Source organism: Microbacterium sp. Se63.02b (assembly GCF_014171575.1).
In the GTDB taxonomy this organism is placed as follows: Bacteria; Actinomycetota; Actinomycetes; order Actinomycetales; family Microbacteriaceae; genus Microbacterium.
The window spans coordinates 553,319-570,382 of sequence record NZ_CP050453.1 but is presented as its reverse complement, the minus strand read 5'-3'; the positions used below and the strand labels follow the sequence as shown (position 1 = coordinate 570,382).

The window sequence follows — 17,064 nt, the reverse complement described above, 5'->3', positions numbered from 1 at the left end:
AACCAGGAGGTCCGCGCCCGATTCAGTGGGCGTAATCGGGGGCGGCGGGGAGCCCGAAGAACTCCTCGAGCGTGTGATATCCGCCGTCGTGATAGGCCGTGGCGAGGTCGACGCCGACGTAGCGGAGGTGCCACGGCTCCGGCGCGTAGCCCGTGACGGGCGTGCCGACCTGCTCGTAGCGGACGATGAACCCGTACTCCCACGCGTGTGCGGCGACCCAGTCGCTCTGCGCGGTCCCGCCGAAACCGTCGAGTCCGCCGCAGCCCGACCCGCAGGCGACGACGTCGAGGGCCAGCCCGGTCTGGTGCTCGCTGTGCCCCGGCCGCGCGGAACCGGCATCCGCATCCTGCTGCCCCTGCGAGCGGACGTGCGCGGCGTAGGTCGTCACCTGCAGCCCATAGGAGCGGTAGCCGTTGTTCGCGCCGAGCCGCCCGACGCCTGCGGCCGACGCCGCATCGGCCATCCGCCCGACGGCGGCCGCGACGTCGGAGCGCACGCGACCGGACAGCGTGGTCATCTGCAGCGGAACGGCGTCGAGGTCGGCGGGTTCGTACTCCGGCGGGTCCAGCGGGCGGCTCTTGTTGACCACGACCCAGAGGCGTGCAGGATCGCTGAGCGAGACGCACGGAGCATTGCCGGCGACCACCGCCTCACGGAAGGCCGCCCCACCTCCGAAACCCGCGATCGCCGCGGCATCGTCACCGTTCGAGAGAGCCTGCTGCACGGCGGTGTCGGCGCAGGGATCGGCTGCGGTCGTCGCCCCCACCTGCACGGTCGGAACCTGCATCACCACGACCGGCTCCGGCATGGGCTCCGCGTCCGACGAGGCGATGGGAGCGGAGCCCAGGGAGAACAGGATCCCGATCGCGGTCAGAGCGACACCGAGCGGCAGGGCGGGTCCACGGAGCGGGGAGCGCGGAGCCGCATGCTGTGCGTGCGGCGAAAGGGGCATTGGTCCATCTTCGCATTCGAAGATATCTCTGAGAGTCGCTTGCGTCATCATCGTTCTTCTGTTCGAATGGAGGAATGCGGTGGCAGGGACAGAAACTCGGAGAGACCGACGCGGCGGCGCTGCCGGGACTCGAAGACCGCTCGAGCGTGCTGCGATCGCTCACCACTCCCGAGTTCGCGGGGATGACGTTCCACGAGGTGCTGTCGAAGTCCGCCTTGAACCACGTCCCCGGCGCGTCACGTATGCCCTTCGCGTGGACGATCAACCCCTACCGCGGATGCAGCCACGCGTGCGTCTACTGCTTCGCCCGAGGGACGCACGAGTACCTCGACCTCGACGGCGGCTCCGACTTCGACTCGCAGATCGTGGTCAAGGTCAACGTCGTCGAGGTGCTCGAGCGCGAGCTGCGCAAAGGCAGCTGGCAGCACGAGACCGTGGCCCTCGGAACCAACACCGACCCGTACCAGCGGGCCGAGGGTCGCTACACGCTCATGCCCGGCATCATCGAGGCACTGGCGGCCTCCGGGACCCCGATGTCGATCCTCACCAAGGGCACGTTGATCCGCCGAGACATCCCGCTGCTCGTGAAAGCCGCACAGCGGGTGCCCGTCGACGTGCAGATGTCGATCGCGATGTACGACGACGAGCTGCAGAAGGCGATCGAACCAGGAGCCCCGACGACCCAGGCCCGCCTCGACACGGTGCGCGCCCTATCGGACGCGGGCTTCCCCGTGACCGTGTTCCTGATGCCGATCATGCCCCACATGACCGACTCTCTGGCCGCGATCGACAGCGCCCTTCTGCGCATCAAGGAGGCAGGGGCCCGCAGCGTCATCTACGGCGCCCTGCACCTGCGCCCCGGCGTCAAGCCGTGGTTCTTCGAATGGCTCGAGGCTCATCGACCTGACCTCGTCTCCTCGTATCGGGGCCTCTATCCTGGCGCTTCGGCCGAGGCGCCGAAGGGCTATCGGCAGTGGCTCTCGAAGCGGGCTCGCCCGCTCATCCGCATGCACGGTCTCGACGGCCGCCACGAAGACGACTACCCCGGCGCGGACTCCGACCAGGACAGGGGCACGTGCAGACGGGTGCATCGTCCCCCGGGCCGGTGGTCTTCACCCCCAGCGGGCGCGCGGCGGCCGCACCCGCGCAGCCGATGCTGTTCTGACACCGCGGTCGGGCGCGGGTCTCACGTCCGCGTAGGCTCGGGAGCATGGCGATCGGTTCGACAGTCCACACGTTCGAGGTGCAGCTTGCCGACACCGATCGCGGCGTCTACGAGGACTACTCCCTCCGCGTGGCACGGCATCCCTCCGAGACCGACGCGTACATGCTCACCCGTGTGCTGGCCTACGGCCTCGAGTTCGGTGAGGGCATCGCGTTCGGCGGCAGCATCTCCTCGACAGAGGAGCCGGCCGTCCTGGTGCGCGACCTCACCGGGCTGATCACGACCTGGGTCGAGATCGGGGCGCCCGACGCCGAACGGCTGCACTACGGCAGTCGCCTCGCCGCGCGCACGGTCGTCTACACGCACCGCGACCCCGCCAAGGTGATCGCACCGTGGGCCGACAAGCGCATCCATCGCCGCGAGGACATCCGCGTCCACAGCTTCGACCCCGGGTTCATCGACACCGCGGCCGCACTGATCGAGCGGCGCAACACCATGACCCTCACCGTGACCGAGGGCGTCATCTACCTCGACCTCAACGGCACGAACCTGACCTCCACCGTGCACGTGCACGAACTCCCCGCGTAGCCCCGCCCCCCGCCCCGCCTCCGTTCCGCCGAGCGCGCGGGATGCTGCCGAGCGCACGGCTTCTTCGCGCGAGGATCCCGTGCACTCGGCGCGATGCCGCACTCGGGCCGCACGGCGGGACGGGATTCGAGAGGGGACGACAGAGGCCCCGGCCCGCGGGAGCGGGACGGGGCCTCGTGCGGAGGAGGTCAGCTCGTGAGCGGCCGCGGTCGGCATGCGGCCGGCGATCTCCTCGATGATGTCGTCGTCCAGACGCGCGTTCTCGAACGGCGCGTCGATCTCGGCACGGTCGAGCAGCTCGGTCATGCGACGCTGACGCTGACGCGTGATGAGCGTGACGACGCGACCCGAGCGACCCGCACGGCCGGTACGACCGGAGCGGTGCAGGTACGTCTTGTACTCGTCCGGAGCGTCGGCCTGGACGACCAGGTCGATGTCGTCGACGTGGATGCCGCGGGCGGCGACGTCCGTGGCGACGAGGACGTTCACGCGACCAGAGGTCAGACGCTCGAGGTTGCGCGTGCGCTTGGCCTGATTCAGGTCGCCGTGCAGCGAGACGGCGGGAATGCCCGCATCGTCGAACTGCTCCGCGAGCATGTCGGCGTAGGCGCGGGTGCGGGCGAAGACCAGCGTCTTGCCCTCGCGGTCGACGAGCGAGGTGAGGATGTCGGCCTTGTCACGGTGCTCGATCACGAGCACGCGGTGCTCGATCGTGCTGGACTCCTGGTCTTCCCCCGCGACCTCGTACACGGCAGGGTCGACGAGGAACTCGTCGACGAGCGCGGCGACCTCACGGTCGAGCGTCGCCGAGAAGAGGAGCTTCTGGCTGCCGTCCGCGGTGTGACGCAGGATCCGCTGCACAGGTTCGACGAATCCGAGCTCGCACATGTGGTCGGCCTCGTCGAGCACCGCGATGCGGCAGTCAGAGAGGTCGAGCTTGCCCTGGTTGATGAGGTCTTCGACACGGCCGGGGGTGCCGATCACGATGTCGACGCCCTTCTTGAGCGCGCCCACCTGGCGGCCCTGCGGCACACCACCGTAGATCTGCGTGGTGAACAGACCCACGCTGCGGGCGATCGGCTGGATGGTGCGGTCGATCTGCAGCGCGAGCTCGCGCGTCGGAGCGAGGATGATCGCACGCGGTGACCGTCCGAACTCCCGGCGCTTGCCGGCCTGCGACTGCAGCACGCGCTCGACGAGCGGGGCACCGAACGCGATGGTCTTGCCGGATCCGGTGCGACCGCGGGCGAGCACATCGCGTCCGCCGAGGACGGCGGGGATGCTGGCGGCCTGGATCGGGAACGGCGTCGCCGCGCCCATGCCGACGAGGGTCTCGACGATGTTGGAGCCGAGACCGAGGTCACCGAAGCTCACACCGTCGACCTCGACGGCGGCGACGGACTTCGCCTCGAGGCGCTCGTGCACGACGTCGTCGGTCGGCTCGAACTTGGCTCCGGTCGATGCCGGGCGGCTGGTGGCGTTCCAGTCGTTGCGGCTCGGGCGGTCGTTGCGGGCCGGACGACCGCGCGTGTCCGACGTCAGCGGACGCGGGCGCTCGCTGCGGTAGGCACCGCCGGTCGACGGACGCTCGCGTCCCCCTCGAAGGAGCGCTGCGTGCGGTCGCGGTCGAAGGCGCGACGGGCGCGGTCGGCATCGTACGAACGCTCGGTCCCGCGGTCGTTCGAGCGGGTGCGGTCACCGGCACGGTCGTCGCGCCGGGGCGCTCGTCGCGGTCGAACCGCGGACGGTCGTTGCCGCGGTCGTTGAACCGGGGCGCTCGGCACCACGGTCGTTGAACCGGGGACGTCCGCCGTCGCGGTGGTCGTTGTCGCGGAAGCCCTGTCGCTGACTGCCGGCACCGCGGTCGTCACGGCGCGGACGCTCGTCGCGGTCGTAGCGGGGGCGGTCTCCGCCACGGTCGTCACGGTAGGTACCGGGACCGGTCGGGCGCTGTCCGCCGCGGTCGTCGCGACGGGGACGGTCGTCGAAGCGACCGGCGCCGGAGCGGTCGTTGTACCGGGGGCGCTCTGAGCGCTCGTCGTTGCGGTGGTGCGGGGCTTCGCGGCGACCCGACTCGGCACGGTTGCGGATGCCGCGGGCCTCATCGCGGCCGGCACGCTCCGACGCGTTCCAGCGCTGCTTGGGCGCACCCGACTCCGCCTCGGCCGGGCGGTAGCCACGGTGGCCGGCACTCCGGCTGCCGGGGCGGCGGTCATAGCCGCCCGCGGCGGAAGCGGAGCGGCGGTCGCCGGCATCCGCCCGTCCACCGCGCTCGTCGCGCGCACCGTCACGGGCGGGAGCTGCGTGATGACGGTCGTGGAAGGAGGTCTTCTTGGCTCCGTAGCGGGGCTCGAAGTTGGCGGACGGACGCCCTCCGCGGGGCTTCTTGTTCTTCGGCATTGCGATGTCTTCCTGTGTTCTCGCACGAGAACAGCGCAGCGCGCACGCGCATGCACCCAGCGCATGGTCGAACTCGACCAGCGGGGTTCCGGACTGTCAGCGGCCGGGGCCATTCATGTGATGGTTGATTAGCGTCGAGCGACGCTCACCATCGGCCCCTGGACTCACACTTCACACACATAAAACGTCCGCGCCAACGCGCAGATGTCCGAAGCCGACCGTTCGATACTACCTGGTCCCCCTGGGAGAGTGCCGACCCGGGGCTGGCCGTACGATGACGAGGTGAGTACCGCTTCCCCCACCGGCGCCCAGATCACCCTCCACCGCGGCGATGTCACGGCGCAGATCGCCCAGGTCGGCGCATCGCTTCGTGCGCTGCGCGTCGGCGGCGTCGACGTCGTGCCGCCGTATCCCCTCGACCAGCCCACCCCGGCGTGCTCCGGGGTGGTCCTCACCCCGTGGCCGAACCGGGTGCGCGACGGGAAATGGGACGACGGCGGTACCTCGCGCACGCTGGCGATCACCGAACCGAAGCTCCACAACGCGAGTCACGGCCTGCTGCGGTTCACGGCCTACGAGGTCTCGCACACCGATGCCGAAGCCGTGCTGCGGGCGACGATCGTGCCGCAGACCGGCTACCCCTATCTGATCGAGACGTCGGCGACGTACACCCTCACGCCGGACGGCATCGAGGTGACGCACACGCTCACCAATCGTTCGGTATCCTCCGCGCCGGTCGCCCTGGGCACACATCCGTTCGTGACCATCGGCGACGTCGACCCGCACGACCTCGTGCTGCGGGTTCCCGCCGAGACGGCGTTCGTGACCGACGAGCGGATGCTCCCCACCGGCACGCGCCCGGTCGACTCCGCTCTTCGAGACGGTGTCCGCCTCGGGAGGTGACGCTCGACACCGGATTCACGGATCTCGGCCGCGACGCCGACGGGCGCGTCCGCCACTCGCTGACCGCGCCCGATGGTCGCCGCGTGACCCTCTGGCAGGGCGAGGGCTTCGACTACGTGCAGGTCTACACGACGCCCGCGTACCCGGGTCAGCGCCTCGCGGTGGCGATCGAGCCGATGACCGCTCCGGCCGACGCGCTCAACAGCGGCCTCGGGATCCGCCGCCTCTCGACCGACGAGTCGTGGACGCTGCACTGGGGCATCGCCTTCTCCTGAACCTCTTCCTCTCGTGGTTGCTTAGGTAAGCCTTACCTAAATATAGTGGGACCGATCGATTCCCGGTCATATCTCCCCACACCCCGAGGAGCATTCCCATGCCCTATCGACGACGGCGTCACCTCGCCGCCGCGCTCGCTGGACTGTCACTGCTGGCCGGCATCCTGATCCCCCATCCGGCGGCTGCCGCCGAGGAGAGCGACGCCTACTCCGACGTCCGCCTGGAATGGGGTGTGAACGCCCTCCATCAGGTGGCGAACCCCGCGGGCGACGGCTGCTGGTTCTTCTCCGCCGGCACGCAGCTCGACTTCGCCGCCGCACAGGGCGATGTCCGCATCGTCAAACGGCTCGCCGACGGCTCCGCGGTTCCAGTGACGCGTCAGAACGTGTGCCTGGGCGCCCGCGGAACGGAACTCGGTCAGCGCATGCAGTTCAACGCCGGACGCGGCACGATCGATGCGGCCAGCGGTTCCGGCATGCTGCAATGGACGGGCGCGGCACAGGCGAACGGTTACGGCGGCATGGTGCCGTGGTGGATCAGGACCCGAAGCTCACCTTCCCCGGCGACGGCACCGCGACGCTCACCGCCACGGTCGGAGGGTGGGCGTCTTCGATGTCGGATCCCACGACGAAGTCTCCGGTGCCGGCTCGCACGGCCACCGTCGCGACCTTCTCGGATGTCGTCATCTCCGGCGAGACGCTCACCCTGACGCCCGACTTCACCGGTGTCGACTACGCGCCCCTCGCCGTTGCGGGCGACGCGGACTCGGGCCGGCGCCCGTCGGCTGTCGCGAAGAGCTCCCCGGATGGGGTGCCTGGCCCGAGAGCTTCGTCGACTTCCACTACGAGACGAAGCTCGAGAGCTACTGGCACACCTCGGGCGGCCCGAGCGACCGCGAGAAGGCCGGCTCGCCGATCGTGATCACGCTCGGCGAGAAGGACGAACCGGCGCAGATACCGCTGGTGCGCACGCACGTCGGCATCGACCGCGACCGCCCGCTCGTCGAAGGCCACCCCGTCACGTTCACGGCGCAGATCGACGGCGCCGACTCCTATCAGTGGGAGACGGCTCCCGAACCGGGCGGCCCCTACACCCCGGTCACCGGTCAGAACTCCCCGACCTGGCGCGTGGACTCCGTGGACCGGGCGACCCTGCACGACCGGTTCATCCGGCTCACCGGGACGAATGCCGTCGGCACGGTGGTGACCGGTCACTTCTACGTACGCACGACGACCTACCGTGCGCTCGAACTCACCGGGCAGCCGCTTCCGGTGCATGCGATCGAGGGCACGCGACCGACGTTCGCCTTCACCTCCGACGGCATGCCGGTCGCGAAGCAGTTCGCCGTGGAGCGCAGCACGGACGACGGACGCACGTGGACGACGGTTCCCGGCACCGAATACCGACGCCTGCAACTGGGGGCCAAAGACAGTTTCACGCTGCCGGCGGCGACCCTCGGCGATCACGACACGCTGCTGCGGGGCGTCGCGACGACCCAGGCGGGCATCAGCGTCCGCACCGACGCGGTCGCCTACACCGTGGTCGCCGCCACGGGCCGACCGCAGCTCAGCGCGCGACCGCTGGCCGGTTTCACACCGGAAGGCGGTGGTTCGATCTGGGTGACCGGCGCAGGGTTCGAGATGCCCCAGGACGAAGAGGGTCACAGCTACTCCCTCGACGTCGGGCTCTTCGCCGCCGGGAGCTGGGCTCCCGGAGAGGAAGGCCACCGCGAATGGATCGCCACGAGCGGAGAGACGCGGTACGGGCAGCTCTATCGGGAGAGCATGCGCTACACCGACAACTCGTTCGGCGTGACGATCCGCGTCCCGGCGGGGGTCCTCACGGACGACGGCGAGTACGGCATCGGCGCCTTCCTGCGGCGCACTCTCGACGGTGGCGGACCCTCGACGTTCCATAACCGCACTGCAGACGCATGGACGTCGCTGCGGGAGCCGATCGTGGTGCCGCTCCCCACGCCCGGTACCACGCCCGATGGCGGCACCGATCCCGGCGACGGCACCCACCCCGGCGGCGGCACGACCGCCGTCGTGTCCGACGCAGCGGACGGACGTGGTCTGGCGACGACCGGATCGGAGGCACCGCTCGCCGCCGCGGGGGTCGCCGCGCTGCTCCTCCTCATCGGCGGCGGCCTCATCGGCGTCCGCCGACGCGCACGCTGAGCCGGGATCGGGTTCTCCGCCAAGGCGGGACGGTGTCCGCATGACAAAGGGCCGGCGAGTCGATGGTCGACTCGCCGGCCCTCGCGCTGCGGTCTGTGCCTTCGCACGAGACCGCAGCGTGGTTCGCCCTACTCCCCGCGCTCGCGCAGTTCGCGCCGGGTGATCTGCGGTGCGAGCGGCAGGCCCGAGGCGTCGATCAGCACCGGTCCGGATGCGGCAGCGGCGCCGGGCACCTCGGGTCCGGTCGGAGCGTGCGGCGCCGGGGTCCCTCCCGCATCCGAGCCACCGGCACGGCGCGCGGCCCGCCGCTCTTTCGCCCCTTCGACGAGGTTGTAGAGCGTCGGCAGCACGATCAGCGTGAGCACGGTCGACGAGATCAGGCCGCCGATGACGACGATGGCGAGGGGCTGCGAGATGAAGCCGCCGTGCCCGGTGATGCCGAGCGCCATCGGGGTCAGTGCGAAGATCGTGGCGAGCGCGGTCATGAGGATGGGCCGCAGACGCTTCTCGCCACCGGCCTTCACCGCTTCGATGGTCGACAGACCCTTCTCCCGATACTGGTTCACGAGGTCGACGAGCACGATCGCGTTCGTCACCACGATGCCGATGAGCATCAGCACACCGATCAGCGAGGCGACCCCGAGCGGCACGCCCGTGACGATCTGCAGCAGGATCGCACCGGTCGCCGCGAACGGCACCGACACGAGCAGCAGCAGCGGCTGGCGCAGCGACTTGAACGTCGCGACCATGACCACGTAGACGATCAGGATCGCCGCGAGCATCGCCAAGCCCAACTGCGAGAACGAGTCGGCCTGCTGCGAGGCGACACCGCCGACCTCGGCCGAGGCGCCGTCCGGCAGATCGACCGCGGCGAGCGCCTCGTTCACCGACTGCGTCGCGGTGGCGAGGTTGTCCGACGCCGGCGGCACCGTGATGGTCGAGGTGCGACGCCCCTGCTCGGTCGTGATCGAGGTGGGCCCGTTGCGCTGTTCGACGGTCGCGATGTCCTGCAACTGCACGACGCCGAGCGGGGTCGGGATCGCGAGCGTCCTGAGCGCGTCGACCGTGGTGGGCGGGTTCGGCGTGACGATGTAGACGGTCAGGGCGGTGTCGTCGATCTCGACCGACCCCGCCTGCTGCGGTCGCATCGTGTTCGACACGATCGAGCCGACGGCGACCTCGGAGAGCCCGCGCTGGGCGGCGGCTTCCCTGTCGACGACGACCGCGATGTACGGCAGCGACGCGGCGAGGTTGTCGGTCACCTGTCCGACACCCGCACGTCCGTCGAGCTCCTCGACGAGCGCGGTCGTCGCGGTCTGCAGGTCGTCGCCGTTCGGAGCCGAAACCGTGATCTCGATGTCGCTCGACCCGAAGCCGGCCGATGCCGCGACCGACACCTCGCCCACGTCGTCGCCGAGTCCGTCGATCGCGTCCTGGACGTCGGCCCGCAGCTTCTCCTGGTCGGCATCGCCGTCGGTCAGGACCGAGTAGGTGACGCCGGCGCCGCCGGAGAAGGCGTCGCTGAGCGCGGAGCCGCTCGTGCCGATCGACGCCTGCACGTGCTCGATGCCGTCGATGTCGAGCAGGGCGTCCTCGACCTCGACCGCGGCATCGGACTTCGTCTGCAGGCTCGCTGTCGGGCCCAGATCCTGCGTCACGGTCATGGTGTTCTGGCCCGAGTCGCTGAGGAAGTTGATCTTCATCAGCGGCGCGGCCGCGAGCGTGGCGCCGAGCACCACGACGGCGAGGATCACCGTGACGCCGGAGTGCTTGAGCGTCCAGCCGAGGATCGGGCGGTACACCCGCTGCAACTGCGTCGGCGGCGCATCGGGGTGCTCTGGGTCGATGGGGTTCCCGTGCTCGTCGAGCAGCGGCTTGCCGGGCTTGAGGAACCAGTAGGCGAGCACCGGGACGATCGTCAAGGCGACCAGGAGCGAGGCGACCATGGCGATGGTCACGGTCATGGCGAAGGGACGGAACAGCTCGCCCACCATGTCGCCGACGAACACGATCGGCAGGAACACCGCGACCGTCGTGATGGTCGATGCCGTGATCGCCATCGCGACCTCGCGCACGGCGAGGCGGATCGCATCGCCCTTGTCGGCGTCGCCCACATAGTGGCGTTTGATGTTCTCGATCACCACGATCGAGTCGTCGACCACACGACCGATCGCGATCGTGAGGGCGCCGAGGGTCAGCACGTTGAGCGAGTAGCCGAACGCCTGCAGCCCGATGAACGTGATGAGCACGCTGGTCGGGATCGAGATCGCGGTGACGAGCGTCGAGCGGATCGAGAGCAGGAACACCAGGATCACGATCACCGCGAACACCAGGCCGAGCAGGCCTTCGGTCGCCAGCGTCTCGATCGACTGCACGATGAACGGGGCCTGGTCGAAGATGATCGTGAACTCGGCGTCGGGGAAGGCCTCGCCGATCTCGTCGAGGGCGGCGATCACGCCGTTCGACACCTCGACCGTGTTGGCGGCCGGCAGCTTCGTGATCGAGATCGACAGGGCGTCCTCACCGTCGACGCGCGAGATCGATGTGACGGGATCGGACTCCTGCACGACGGTCGCCACATCGCCGATGGTCAGAGCCGTCCCGACGAGCGGGAGGGCGGCGATCTCGTCGACGGAGGTGATCTTCGCCCCGGTCTGGACCGTGAGCGTCTGGCCGCTCTCGGTGATGTCGCCACCGGGGAAGAGCGTGCCGTTCTGCTGCAGCGCGTTGCTGATCGCCTGTGTGCTCTGCCCTTCCGCCGCGAGCTTCGCGACATCCGGAGTGATGCTGATGCGCTGACCGACGCCGCCCACGATCTCGGCGGCATTGACCCCGTCGACGTCTTCGAGGTCGGGGATCGCGACGGACTCCAGTTCGGCCTGCGCGTTGTCGGCGTCCTCGAATCCGGTGACGGCGACCTGGATCACCGGGAAGTCGTCGATGGACACCGAGAGCACCTGCGGGGTCACGTCTTCGGGCAGCTGCGACGAGATCCGGTTGATCGCCTGCTGGATCTTCTGCTCCGCCGTCGCGAGGTTCGTGCCGTAGGCGAACATCGCCTGCACGATCGAGGCGTTGGTCGTGCTGGTCGCGGTGGTCGACTCGAGCCCCGGCACCCCCTGGATGGCCGACTCGACCGGCGTCGACACATCGTTCTCGACGACCTCGGGTGATGCCCCGGGGTAGGTCGTCATGACGACGAGCGCCGGGAGCTCGAGCGAGGGGATGAGCTCCTGCTTGAGGTTCGTGAGCGCGAGTCCGCCGAACACCGCCGCAACGATGGTGATGAGGGCGATGAGCGCGCGGTTCTTCAGGCTCAGGATGGCGAGTTTCGACAAGGCGGTGTCCTCGGTGTCAGGGTGTGGCTGTCGCGGCGGAGGGGGTGGAGACGGAATCTCCGAGGATCCGCGCCAGTGCGGTCTCGATGAAGGACTGTTCGAGAGGGGTGTCGCGGATCTGCATGCTCCACATCACGCCGTCGATGAAGATCATCGCCGCTCTGGCACGATCTTCGCCATAGGAGGGCTCGAGCAGTTCGACGAGGCGGTCCGAGAGGTGGCGCGCGAGTTCGCGCAGCCGGGGGTCGTGCACGGCGGCGGTGACCACGGCACGATCGGCCTGGAGCGCATGGTGGTCATCGAGGCTCTCGAACACGAGGGCGGCGATCACCTCGGGACTGTCGCCCCGTTCGGCGAGCGTCTGCCTGACCCCGTCGAGGCGCGCATCGACCTCATCGGCGAGCGCGCGGAAGGCCGCGCCACGGAGGTCGTCGAGGGTGTCGAAGTACTGGGTCGTCGCGCCGAGCGGCACGCCTGCGCGCGCGGCGACCTTGCGGTGCGTGACCGCCTCGGCGCCCACCTCGACGATGAGCTCGGATGCGGCGGCGACGATCTCCCGACGTCGCGCCTCGGGGTTCCGTCTGCGGCGTGTGGCCTGCTTCATCCCGCCCCCTCGAACATCCGTACATGTACGTTTGTACATTTCCGGTTTGTGAGGATGCTGGGAGCGTCGGGCTCCTCGACTACAGGACGGCGCCGAGAGCCAGGCCGAGGCCCGCGGCCACCAGGCCGGACAGCAGCATGCCGAGGGCGTTGAACGCCGATGCCGGCCGCTCCCCGTCACGCCACAGGGCCACCGTGTCGAGCATGGCCGTGCTGAAGGTCGTGTATCCGCCGAGGAGGCCCGCTCCCAGCAGGACCACCGCATCGGGCAGCGCCGTGGTGACGAGGCCGAGGACGAACGAGCCGGAGACGTTGACCACGAGGGTGCCCCACGGGAAGCGGCGTCCGGCGAGCCGAGCCATGCCGCGGTCGACGACGTACCGCAGCGCCGCACCGATGCCTCCGGCGAGCGCGGCGCCGAGGAACAGAAGCGGGCTCACGTCGCAGCCCCCGTCCGCGGCCTGCCGACGCGGAGCCCGAGCGTCGCAGCGCCGAGTCCGAGCACGAGGCTGCCCACGGCGTAGGCGAAGGCGAGCAGGGGCTCGTGCACCCACAGCGACAGGGTGCCCGTCGTGAAGGCGCTGTACGTCGTGAAACCGCCGAGCACCCCGGTGCCCAGCAGCAGCCGCAGGTCTGCCGTCGCCGGCAGCCGTGCCGCCAGCACCCCGATCAGGAAGGACCCGACCACGTTGGCGACGAGCACCGCGGCCGGGAAGCCGCCGTCGGGGAGCACGAGTCCGAGACCGAGCCGCGCCGCCGTTCCGACCGTGCCGCCGATGGCGACGAGGAAGAGGCGACGGAGGTTCACGTTCGCCACTGTAGTAGCGCCTGTCAGCGGGCCGGCGCGATGTCAAGGGCGTGGAGTCCGTCCCCTCTCCGACGTTGACTGCTGCCATGAGGCCCCTGTGGAAGCTCGACCAGACCCTGCCAGCCGGATCCCCGTTCGACGCGGGCGCACGTCACGACGTCGTCATCGTCGGCGCCGGACTCACCGGTCTCTCGACAGCCGTGATGCTCGCCAGGGCCGGCCTGGACGTCGCGGTGGTCGAGGCCGGGCAGGTCGCGGAGCTCGCCTCGGGCGGCAACACGGGCAAGCTCTCGCTCCTGCAGGGCACACAGCTCGCCACGATCCGTCGCCATCACCCCGCGTCGCTCGTGCGGGCATACGTCGACGCCAACCGTGCGGGCATGGACTGGCTCCTCGGATTCGCCGACACCGCGGGCATCACCTACACCCGCAGGACCGACCACACGTATGCGCAGAGCGCCCAGGGCATGCGCGCCGTGAGCGATCAGCACGCCGCTGCCCGCGAGGCCGGCCTGGATGCCCGTCTGCTCCGACAGCATGAACTCTCGACCACCTTCCCGGCTGCAGGTGCCGTGGCACTCGACGCTCAGGTGGCGATCGACCCCGTGGCGGTGGCGCATGCGCTGGCGACGGAGTTCCTGGCGGGCGGAGGACGCTGCACACGGGCGTCCGCGTGACCGGCGCGCACGCCCTCCCGACGGTCGGATCGAGACGGCGGCCGGGCCCCTGTTCGGTGAGCACATCGTGCTCGCCACCGGAACGCCGATCCTCGACCGCGGACTCTACTTCTCCAAGGTGCAGGGGCTGCGCTCCTCGTGCGTCTCCTTCCGTGTCCCGGGTGGGGTCCCCGATGGCACGTTCATCTCCGCCGACGGCCCGACGCGGTCGATCCGGCCGGTCTCTCCCTGCCGATGGCCCCGGGGAGACGGCCCAGCTCGTCGTGGGCGGGAACGGCCATCCGTCGGCCGCTCGGACGGTGAGGCGGCGGCGATCGAAGACCTCGTCTCGTGGACGCGCCTGCACTTCCCCGACGCTGAGGAGACCCACCGCTGGTCTGCGCAGGACTACCAGTCGCACAACCTGATCCCGTTCGTCGGCGCTCTGCCTCGCGGCCTCGGGCGCATCCGCTTCGCGACGGGATACGCCAAAGTGGGGGCTGTCGAACGCCCCGGCCGCCGCGCTGCGCCTCACCGAGGAGATCATCGGCACGCGACGAAGCGATCGCCCGTCGTGGATGATCCGCCTCGGCACGCGGCTGACCGTCCCCGCCGACCTCGCACGCGGTGCCGTCGAGGGCGGGAAGGTCGCGGCGGCGGCGACCACGGGCTGGGTCGAGGCCGAGGGACGCCGTGTTCCGGTGCCCCGCCCTGGCGAAGGCGAGGGTGTCGTGGCGAATCGCGGCGGTCGTCCGGTCGGCATCTCCACGGTCGACGGCGTGACGCGCGCCGTGAGCGCCGTGTGCACGCACCTCGGCGGGGTGCTCGACTGGAACGACGCCGAATGCACGTGGGACTGTCCCCTGCACGCGTCGCGCTTCGCCGCGGACGGTACGAGGATCGAGGGCCCGGCTCTGCGCGACCTGCCGGAGGTGCCCCAGACGTCCGACCGCTGACGCGACGAAGGCGGCGCCTCAGCGCAGCGGCTCGTCCCACCCCTGCTGAGGGGTGTCGCAGTCCTCGCGGAACACGTACTGCGAGACCAGCTTGCGCTGACTGCTCGACCAGTCGATCGCGGGACGACGCTGCTCCGGAGGCAGGTATCCGAGGCGGTAGACGGCCATGAGCTCGAGGTCGTCCGGCACGTGGAGCAGTCGCACGATCTCGTCCCAGCGACCGGGCACCTCCATGGGGAACGAGATGAACTGGATGCCCATGCCCAGCGCGCCCGTGGTGAGCCAGACGTTCTCCATCGCAGCTCCCATGCTGAACACGGAGTAGAACGACGACAGCTGTCCGGGGCGGTACTCGCTCCGATCGAGCATGACCCCGAGCAGCAGTGGGGACCCAGCGACGAGTCTCCGGTTCTCGGCACCGAGCGTCTTGGGCACCCCGAACGTGTTCATCAGCGTCTGCCCCCGCTTGGTGAACACCTGGTTCGTGAACGGCCGCAGCGCCGCGGGGAGCTTGTCGAACAGCATCCCGCTGCGCTTCTGCTCCATCTCGGCCTCGCTGAACCGGAAGTACGGCTTGTAGCGCTCGAAGAACGTGCCGTTCGACATCGCCTCGGTCATGCTCTCGCCGGAGATGCGGGCGATCTGCTCGATCGTGTCGCGGTTCTCGATCACCACGAACCGCCACGGCTGACTGTTCAACTGCGACGGCGCGCGGCCGGCCGCCTCCAGGAGGATGCGCTGATGCTCCTCGGAGACCGGGTCGGGGAGGAACGGCCCGTTCGTGGTCTTACGGCGGCGGATGGCGTCGAGCAGTTCCATGCGGTCACTTCCGGTCGGCGGGACGATGCGCGAGGATCAGCCCCGCGACGAGGAAAGGGGCCGCGGCGAGCGCGGTGAGAGGATGCCGGCGGCCGTGGCTTCCGAGAGAGGGGATCGCGGCGAGGGGGCCGCCGCGGGAAGCAGGGCGACCGCGGCTCGTCGACCAGAGGAACGGGGTCCTGCCGACCAGCCCACCGCGACGGCCGCGGCGACGGCCGTGCACGTGACGATGTAGAGCGCGTGGTGCAGCCAGCGGAAGCGGCTGGTGTCGATCAGGCGCGCGGCGACCGATGCCCCGAGCGTGCAGTTGGCGCCGTAGGCCACTGCCGCCGCCGTGAACAGCGATGACGCGACAGCGCTGTCTCTCGTGCTCCCCGTCATGGTCCCCGACCCTACGCCGCATCCCTCCCCGCGACGCACCCCTTGCGCACGAGCGGCGCCTTTGTGTACGAGCGGCCGGGCGCAGGAATGGCCGGGATGCACGAGGGCCCCGTGCACACGACCGCGCCCGAGGGGGTCGTGTGCACGAGGGCCTTCGACGCTAGAGCGTGCGCTCCGCGTAGATGCGGAGGGCGTCGCGGACGAACTCCGCACCCTCCGTCCCGCCGGACGACGTCGCATAGTTCGCGCCGAAGCGCGGATCCGCGACGTACATCTCGCCGAGACCGATCACGTACGCCTTGACGTCGCCGCCTGGCGCGGCCGCGGGCGTGCCGGGAATGCCCGTGAGCCACTCGACGTGACGTCGCGCGACATCCTGAGCCTCGGCGGATGCGGGGTCGATGCCGCTCTCCGCGGCGGCGATCCAGTCGCGCCCGAGGTCGGACACGCGCTGCTGCCAGTCGGCACGCTCGGCGTCGGTCATCCCGCGCCACCAGCGGTCGCTGTCGGCGTAGGCCTTCTTGCCCCAACGATCCTCGACCTCCTCCTTGTGCCGGGTGTGGTCGAAGCCGTCGAACATGTTCTCTGCCATGAGGTTCTCACCTCCTCTCAATGCCGTGATGGTGGATTCGACCGACGCGATCTGCCGCGCCAGCCGTGCCTGCTCCTCGCGCAGCAGCGCGAGGTGGGTCTCGAGAGCGGATGCCTCGGTCCGGGCGGAGCCGTGACCGGCTGCGGCGCCGAGCACCTCGGCGATCTGGGGCAGCCCGAGGCCGAGGTCTCGCAGCAGCAGGATGCGCTGCAGGCGCACGAGCGCCTGGCTGTCGTAGTGCCGGTAGCCGTTGGCGGCCACGCGTGTCGGCGGCAGTAGCCCGATGTCGTCGTAATGGCGCAGCGTGCGGCTCGTGGTGCCCGCCAACCGCGCGATCTCCTGGATCGACCAGTCGTCTCTCTCCATGTCCCTTCCCCCTCTCCGTTGTCACCCCGACTCTAGAAGTTGACGCAACGTCAATGTCAACACCTCTTCTCCCCCTTTCGA

The 17,064-nt window shown here is 69.9% G+C and carries 16 protein-coding genes and 2 pseudogenes; 8 read left to right on the top strand and 10 right to left on the bottom strand.

Annotation, left to right across the window (positions count from 1 at the left end; translation table 11 throughout):
• Nucleotides 1-22: 22 nt before the first annotated feature.
• Entirely contained in the window at nt 23-952 is a 930-nt protein-coding gene (locus tag G4G29_RS02865) for a M15 family metallopeptidase (protein WP_183151790.1), read from the bottom strand.
• A gap of 74 nt (nt 953-1,026) precedes the next feature.
• On the opposite strand from G4G29_RS02865, the pseudogene G4G29_RS02860 reads away from it, so the two are divergent.
• A pseudogene (locus G4G29_RS02860) lies at nt 1,027-1,974 on the top strand (Rv2578c family radical SAM protein); the annotation flags it as partial.
• A 188-nt stretch (nt 1,975-2,162) separates the two neighbouring features.
• Nucleotides 2,163-2,705, top strand: coding sequence for a YaeQ family protein (locus tag G4G29_RS02855; RefSeq protein ID WP_183152740.1), 543 nt, complete (start codon nt 2,163-2,165; stop codon nt 2,703-2,705).
• A gap of 366 nt (nt 2,706-3,071) precedes the next feature.
• On the opposite strand, the pseudogene G4G29_RS21140 reads toward G4G29_RS02855, so the two are convergent.
• Both G4G29_RS21140 and G4G29_RS21135 read right to left on the bottom strand, forming a co-directional pair.
• Nucleotides 3,072-4,025 (bottom strand): annotated as a pseudogene (locus G4G29_RS21140) (DEAD/DEAH box helicase); the annotation flags it as partial.
• Nucleotides 4,026-4,400: 375 nt separating this feature from the next.
• Complete coding sequence (locus tag G4G29_RS21135) at nt 4,401-5,105, bottom strand: hypothetical protein (RefSeq protein ID WP_244632348.1); 705 nt, start codon at nt 5,103-5,105, stop codon at nt 4,401-4,403.
• A gap of 282 nt (nt 5,106-5,387) precedes the next feature.
• Between G4G29_RS21135 and G4G29_RS02845 the strand changes: the two genes are divergently transcribed.
• The 4 genes from G4G29_RS02845 (at nt 5,388) to G4G29_RS02835 (ending at nt 8,464) form a co-directional block, all read left to right on the top strand.
• Complete coding sequence (locus tag G4G29_RS02845; protein WP_244632347.1) at nt 5,388-6,008, top strand: hypothetical protein; 621 nt, start codon at nt 5,388-5,390, stop codon at nt 6,006-6,008.
• Nucleotides 6,005-6,283: a hypothetical protein gene (locus G4G29_RS21130; protein WP_244632346.1), complete on the top strand. Its 279-nt coding sequence runs from the start codon at nt 6,005-6,007 to the stop codon at nt 6,281-6,283. The genes G4G29_RS02845 and G4G29_RS21130 overlap by 4 nt, the downstream gene beginning before the upstream one ends.
• A gap of 98 nt (nt 6,284-6,381) precedes the next feature.
• A complete protein-coding gene (locus G4G29_RS02840) occupies nt 6,382-6,993 on the top strand; it encodes a hypothetical protein (protein ID WP_183151789.1) in 612 nt (203 codons plus the stop codon).
• Nucleotides 6,884-8,464 (top strand): hypothetical protein, encoded by a 1,581-nt coding sequence (locus tag G4G29_RS02835; RefSeq protein ID WP_210274230.1) that lies wholly within the window; start codon nt 6,884-6,886, stop codon nt 8,462-8,464. The genes G4G29_RS02840 and G4G29_RS02835 overlap by 110 nt, the downstream gene beginning before the upstream one ends.
• Nucleotides 8,465-8,592: 128 nt before the next feature.
• On the opposite strand, the gene G4G29_RS02830 is transcribed toward G4G29_RS02835, so the two are convergent.
• The 4 genes from G4G29_RS02830 to G4G29_RS02815 form a co-directional block, all read right to left on the bottom strand.
• Complete coding sequence (locus tag G4G29_RS02830) at nt 8,593-11,802, bottom strand: efflux RND transporter permease subunit (protein ID WP_183151787.1); 3,210 nt, start codon at nt 11,800-11,802, stop codon at nt 8,593-8,595.
• Nucleotides 11,803-11,818: 16 nt separating this feature from the next.
• Nucleotides 11,819-12,406, bottom strand: a complete 588-nt coding sequence (locus tag G4G29_RS02825; RefSeq protein WP_183151786.1) for a TetR family transcriptional regulator — start codon at nt 12,404-12,406, stop codon at nt 11,819-11,821.
• Nucleotides 12,407-12,485: 79 nt separating this feature from the next.
• Nucleotides 12,486-12,845, bottom strand: a complete 360-nt coding sequence (locus tag G4G29_RS02820; protein ID WP_183151785.1) for a CrcB family protein — start codon at nt 12,843-12,845, stop codon at nt 12,486-12,488.
• Nucleotides 12,842-13,213: a CrcB family protein gene (locus tag G4G29_RS02815; protein WP_244632345.1), complete on the bottom strand. Its 372-nt coding sequence runs from the start codon at nt 13,211-13,213 to the stop codon at nt 12,842-12,844. Before G4G29_RS02815 ends, G4G29_RS02820 begins: the two co-directional genes overlap by 4 nt.
• 86 nt (nt 13,214-13,299) lie before the next feature.
• Here G4G29_RS02815 and G4G29_RS21125 point away from each other — a divergent pair, with 86 nt between their 5' ends.
• The gene (locus tag G4G29_RS21125; protein WP_244632344.1) at nt 13,300-13,890 is read left to right on the top strand and encodes an FAD-dependent oxidoreductase; all 591 of its coding nucleotides are present in this window, start codon (nt 13,300-13,302) and stop codon (nt 13,888-13,890) included.
• A 557-nt stretch (nt 13,891-14,447) separates the two neighbouring features.
• Nucleotides 14,448-14,825 (top strand): Rieske 2Fe-2S domain-containing protein, encoded by a 378-nt coding sequence (locus G4G29_RS21120; RefSeq protein WP_244632343.1) that lies wholly within the window; start codon nt 14,448-14,450, stop codon nt 14,823-14,825.
• Nucleotides 14,826-14,843: 18 nt separating this feature from the next.
• On the opposite strand, the gene G4G29_RS02805 is transcribed toward G4G29_RS21120, so the two are convergent.
• The 3 genes from G4G29_RS02805 to G4G29_RS02795 form a co-directional block, all read right to left on the bottom strand.
• A complete protein-coding gene (locus G4G29_RS02805; protein ID WP_183151783.1) occupies nt 14,844-15,644 on the bottom strand; it encodes a nitroreductase family protein in 801 nt (266 codons plus the stop codon).
• A gap of 36 nt (nt 15,645-15,680) precedes the next feature.
• Complete coding sequence (locus tag G4G29_RS02800; RefSeq protein WP_244632342.1) at nt 15,681-16,025, bottom strand: hypothetical protein; 345 nt, start codon at nt 16,023-16,025, stop codon at nt 15,681-15,683.
• A 160-nt stretch (nt 16,026-16,185) separates the two neighbouring features.
• Nucleotides 16,186-16,983, bottom strand: coding sequence for a MerR family transcriptional regulator (locus tag G4G29_RS02795; RefSeq protein ID WP_183151782.1), 798 nt, complete (start codon nt 16,981-16,983; stop codon nt 16,186-16,188).
• Nucleotides 16,984-17,064: the final 81 nt, after the last annotated feature.

Coding starts and splice junctions, on each gene's coding strand:
- G4G29_RS02855 (WP_183152740.1), top strand. CDS start 2,163: ATGGCGATCGGTTCGACAGTCCACACGTTCGAGGTGCAGCTTGCCGAC.
- G4G29_RS02865 (WP_183151790.1), bottom strand. CDS start 952: ATGCCCCTTTCGCCGCACGCACAGCATGCGGCTCCGCGCTCCCCGCTC.
- G4G29_RS02825 (WP_183151786.1), bottom strand. CDS start 12,406: ATGAAGCAGGCCACACGCCGCAGACGGAACCCCGAGGCGCGACGTCGG.
- G4G29_RS02795 (WP_183151782.1), bottom strand. CDS start 16,983: ATGGAGAGAGACGACTGGTCGATCCAGGAGATCGCGCGGTTGGCGGGC.
- G4G29_RS21120 (WP_244632343.1), top strand. CDS start 14,448: ATGATCCGCCTCGGCACGCGGCTGACCGTCCCCGCCGACCTCGCACGC.
- G4G29_RS02840 (WP_183151789.1), top strand. CDS start 6,382: ATGCCCTATCGACGACGGCGTCACCTCGCCGCCGCGCTCGCTGGACTG.
- G4G29_RS02800 (WP_244632342.1), bottom strand. CDS start 16,025: ATGACGGGGAGCACGAGAGACAGCGCTGTCGCGTCATCGCTGTTCACG.
- G4G29_RS21135 (WP_244632348.1), bottom strand. CDS start 5,105: ATGCCGAAGAACAAGAAGCCCCGCGGAGGGCGTCCGTCCGCCAACTTC.
- G4G29_RS02805 (WP_183151783.1), bottom strand. CDS start 15,644: ATGGAACTGCTCGACGCCATCCGCCGCCGTAAGACCACGAACGGGCCG.
- G4G29_RS21125 (WP_244632344.1), top strand. CDS start 13,300: ATGAGGCCCCTGTGGAAGCTCGACCAGACCCTGCCAGCCGGATCCCCG.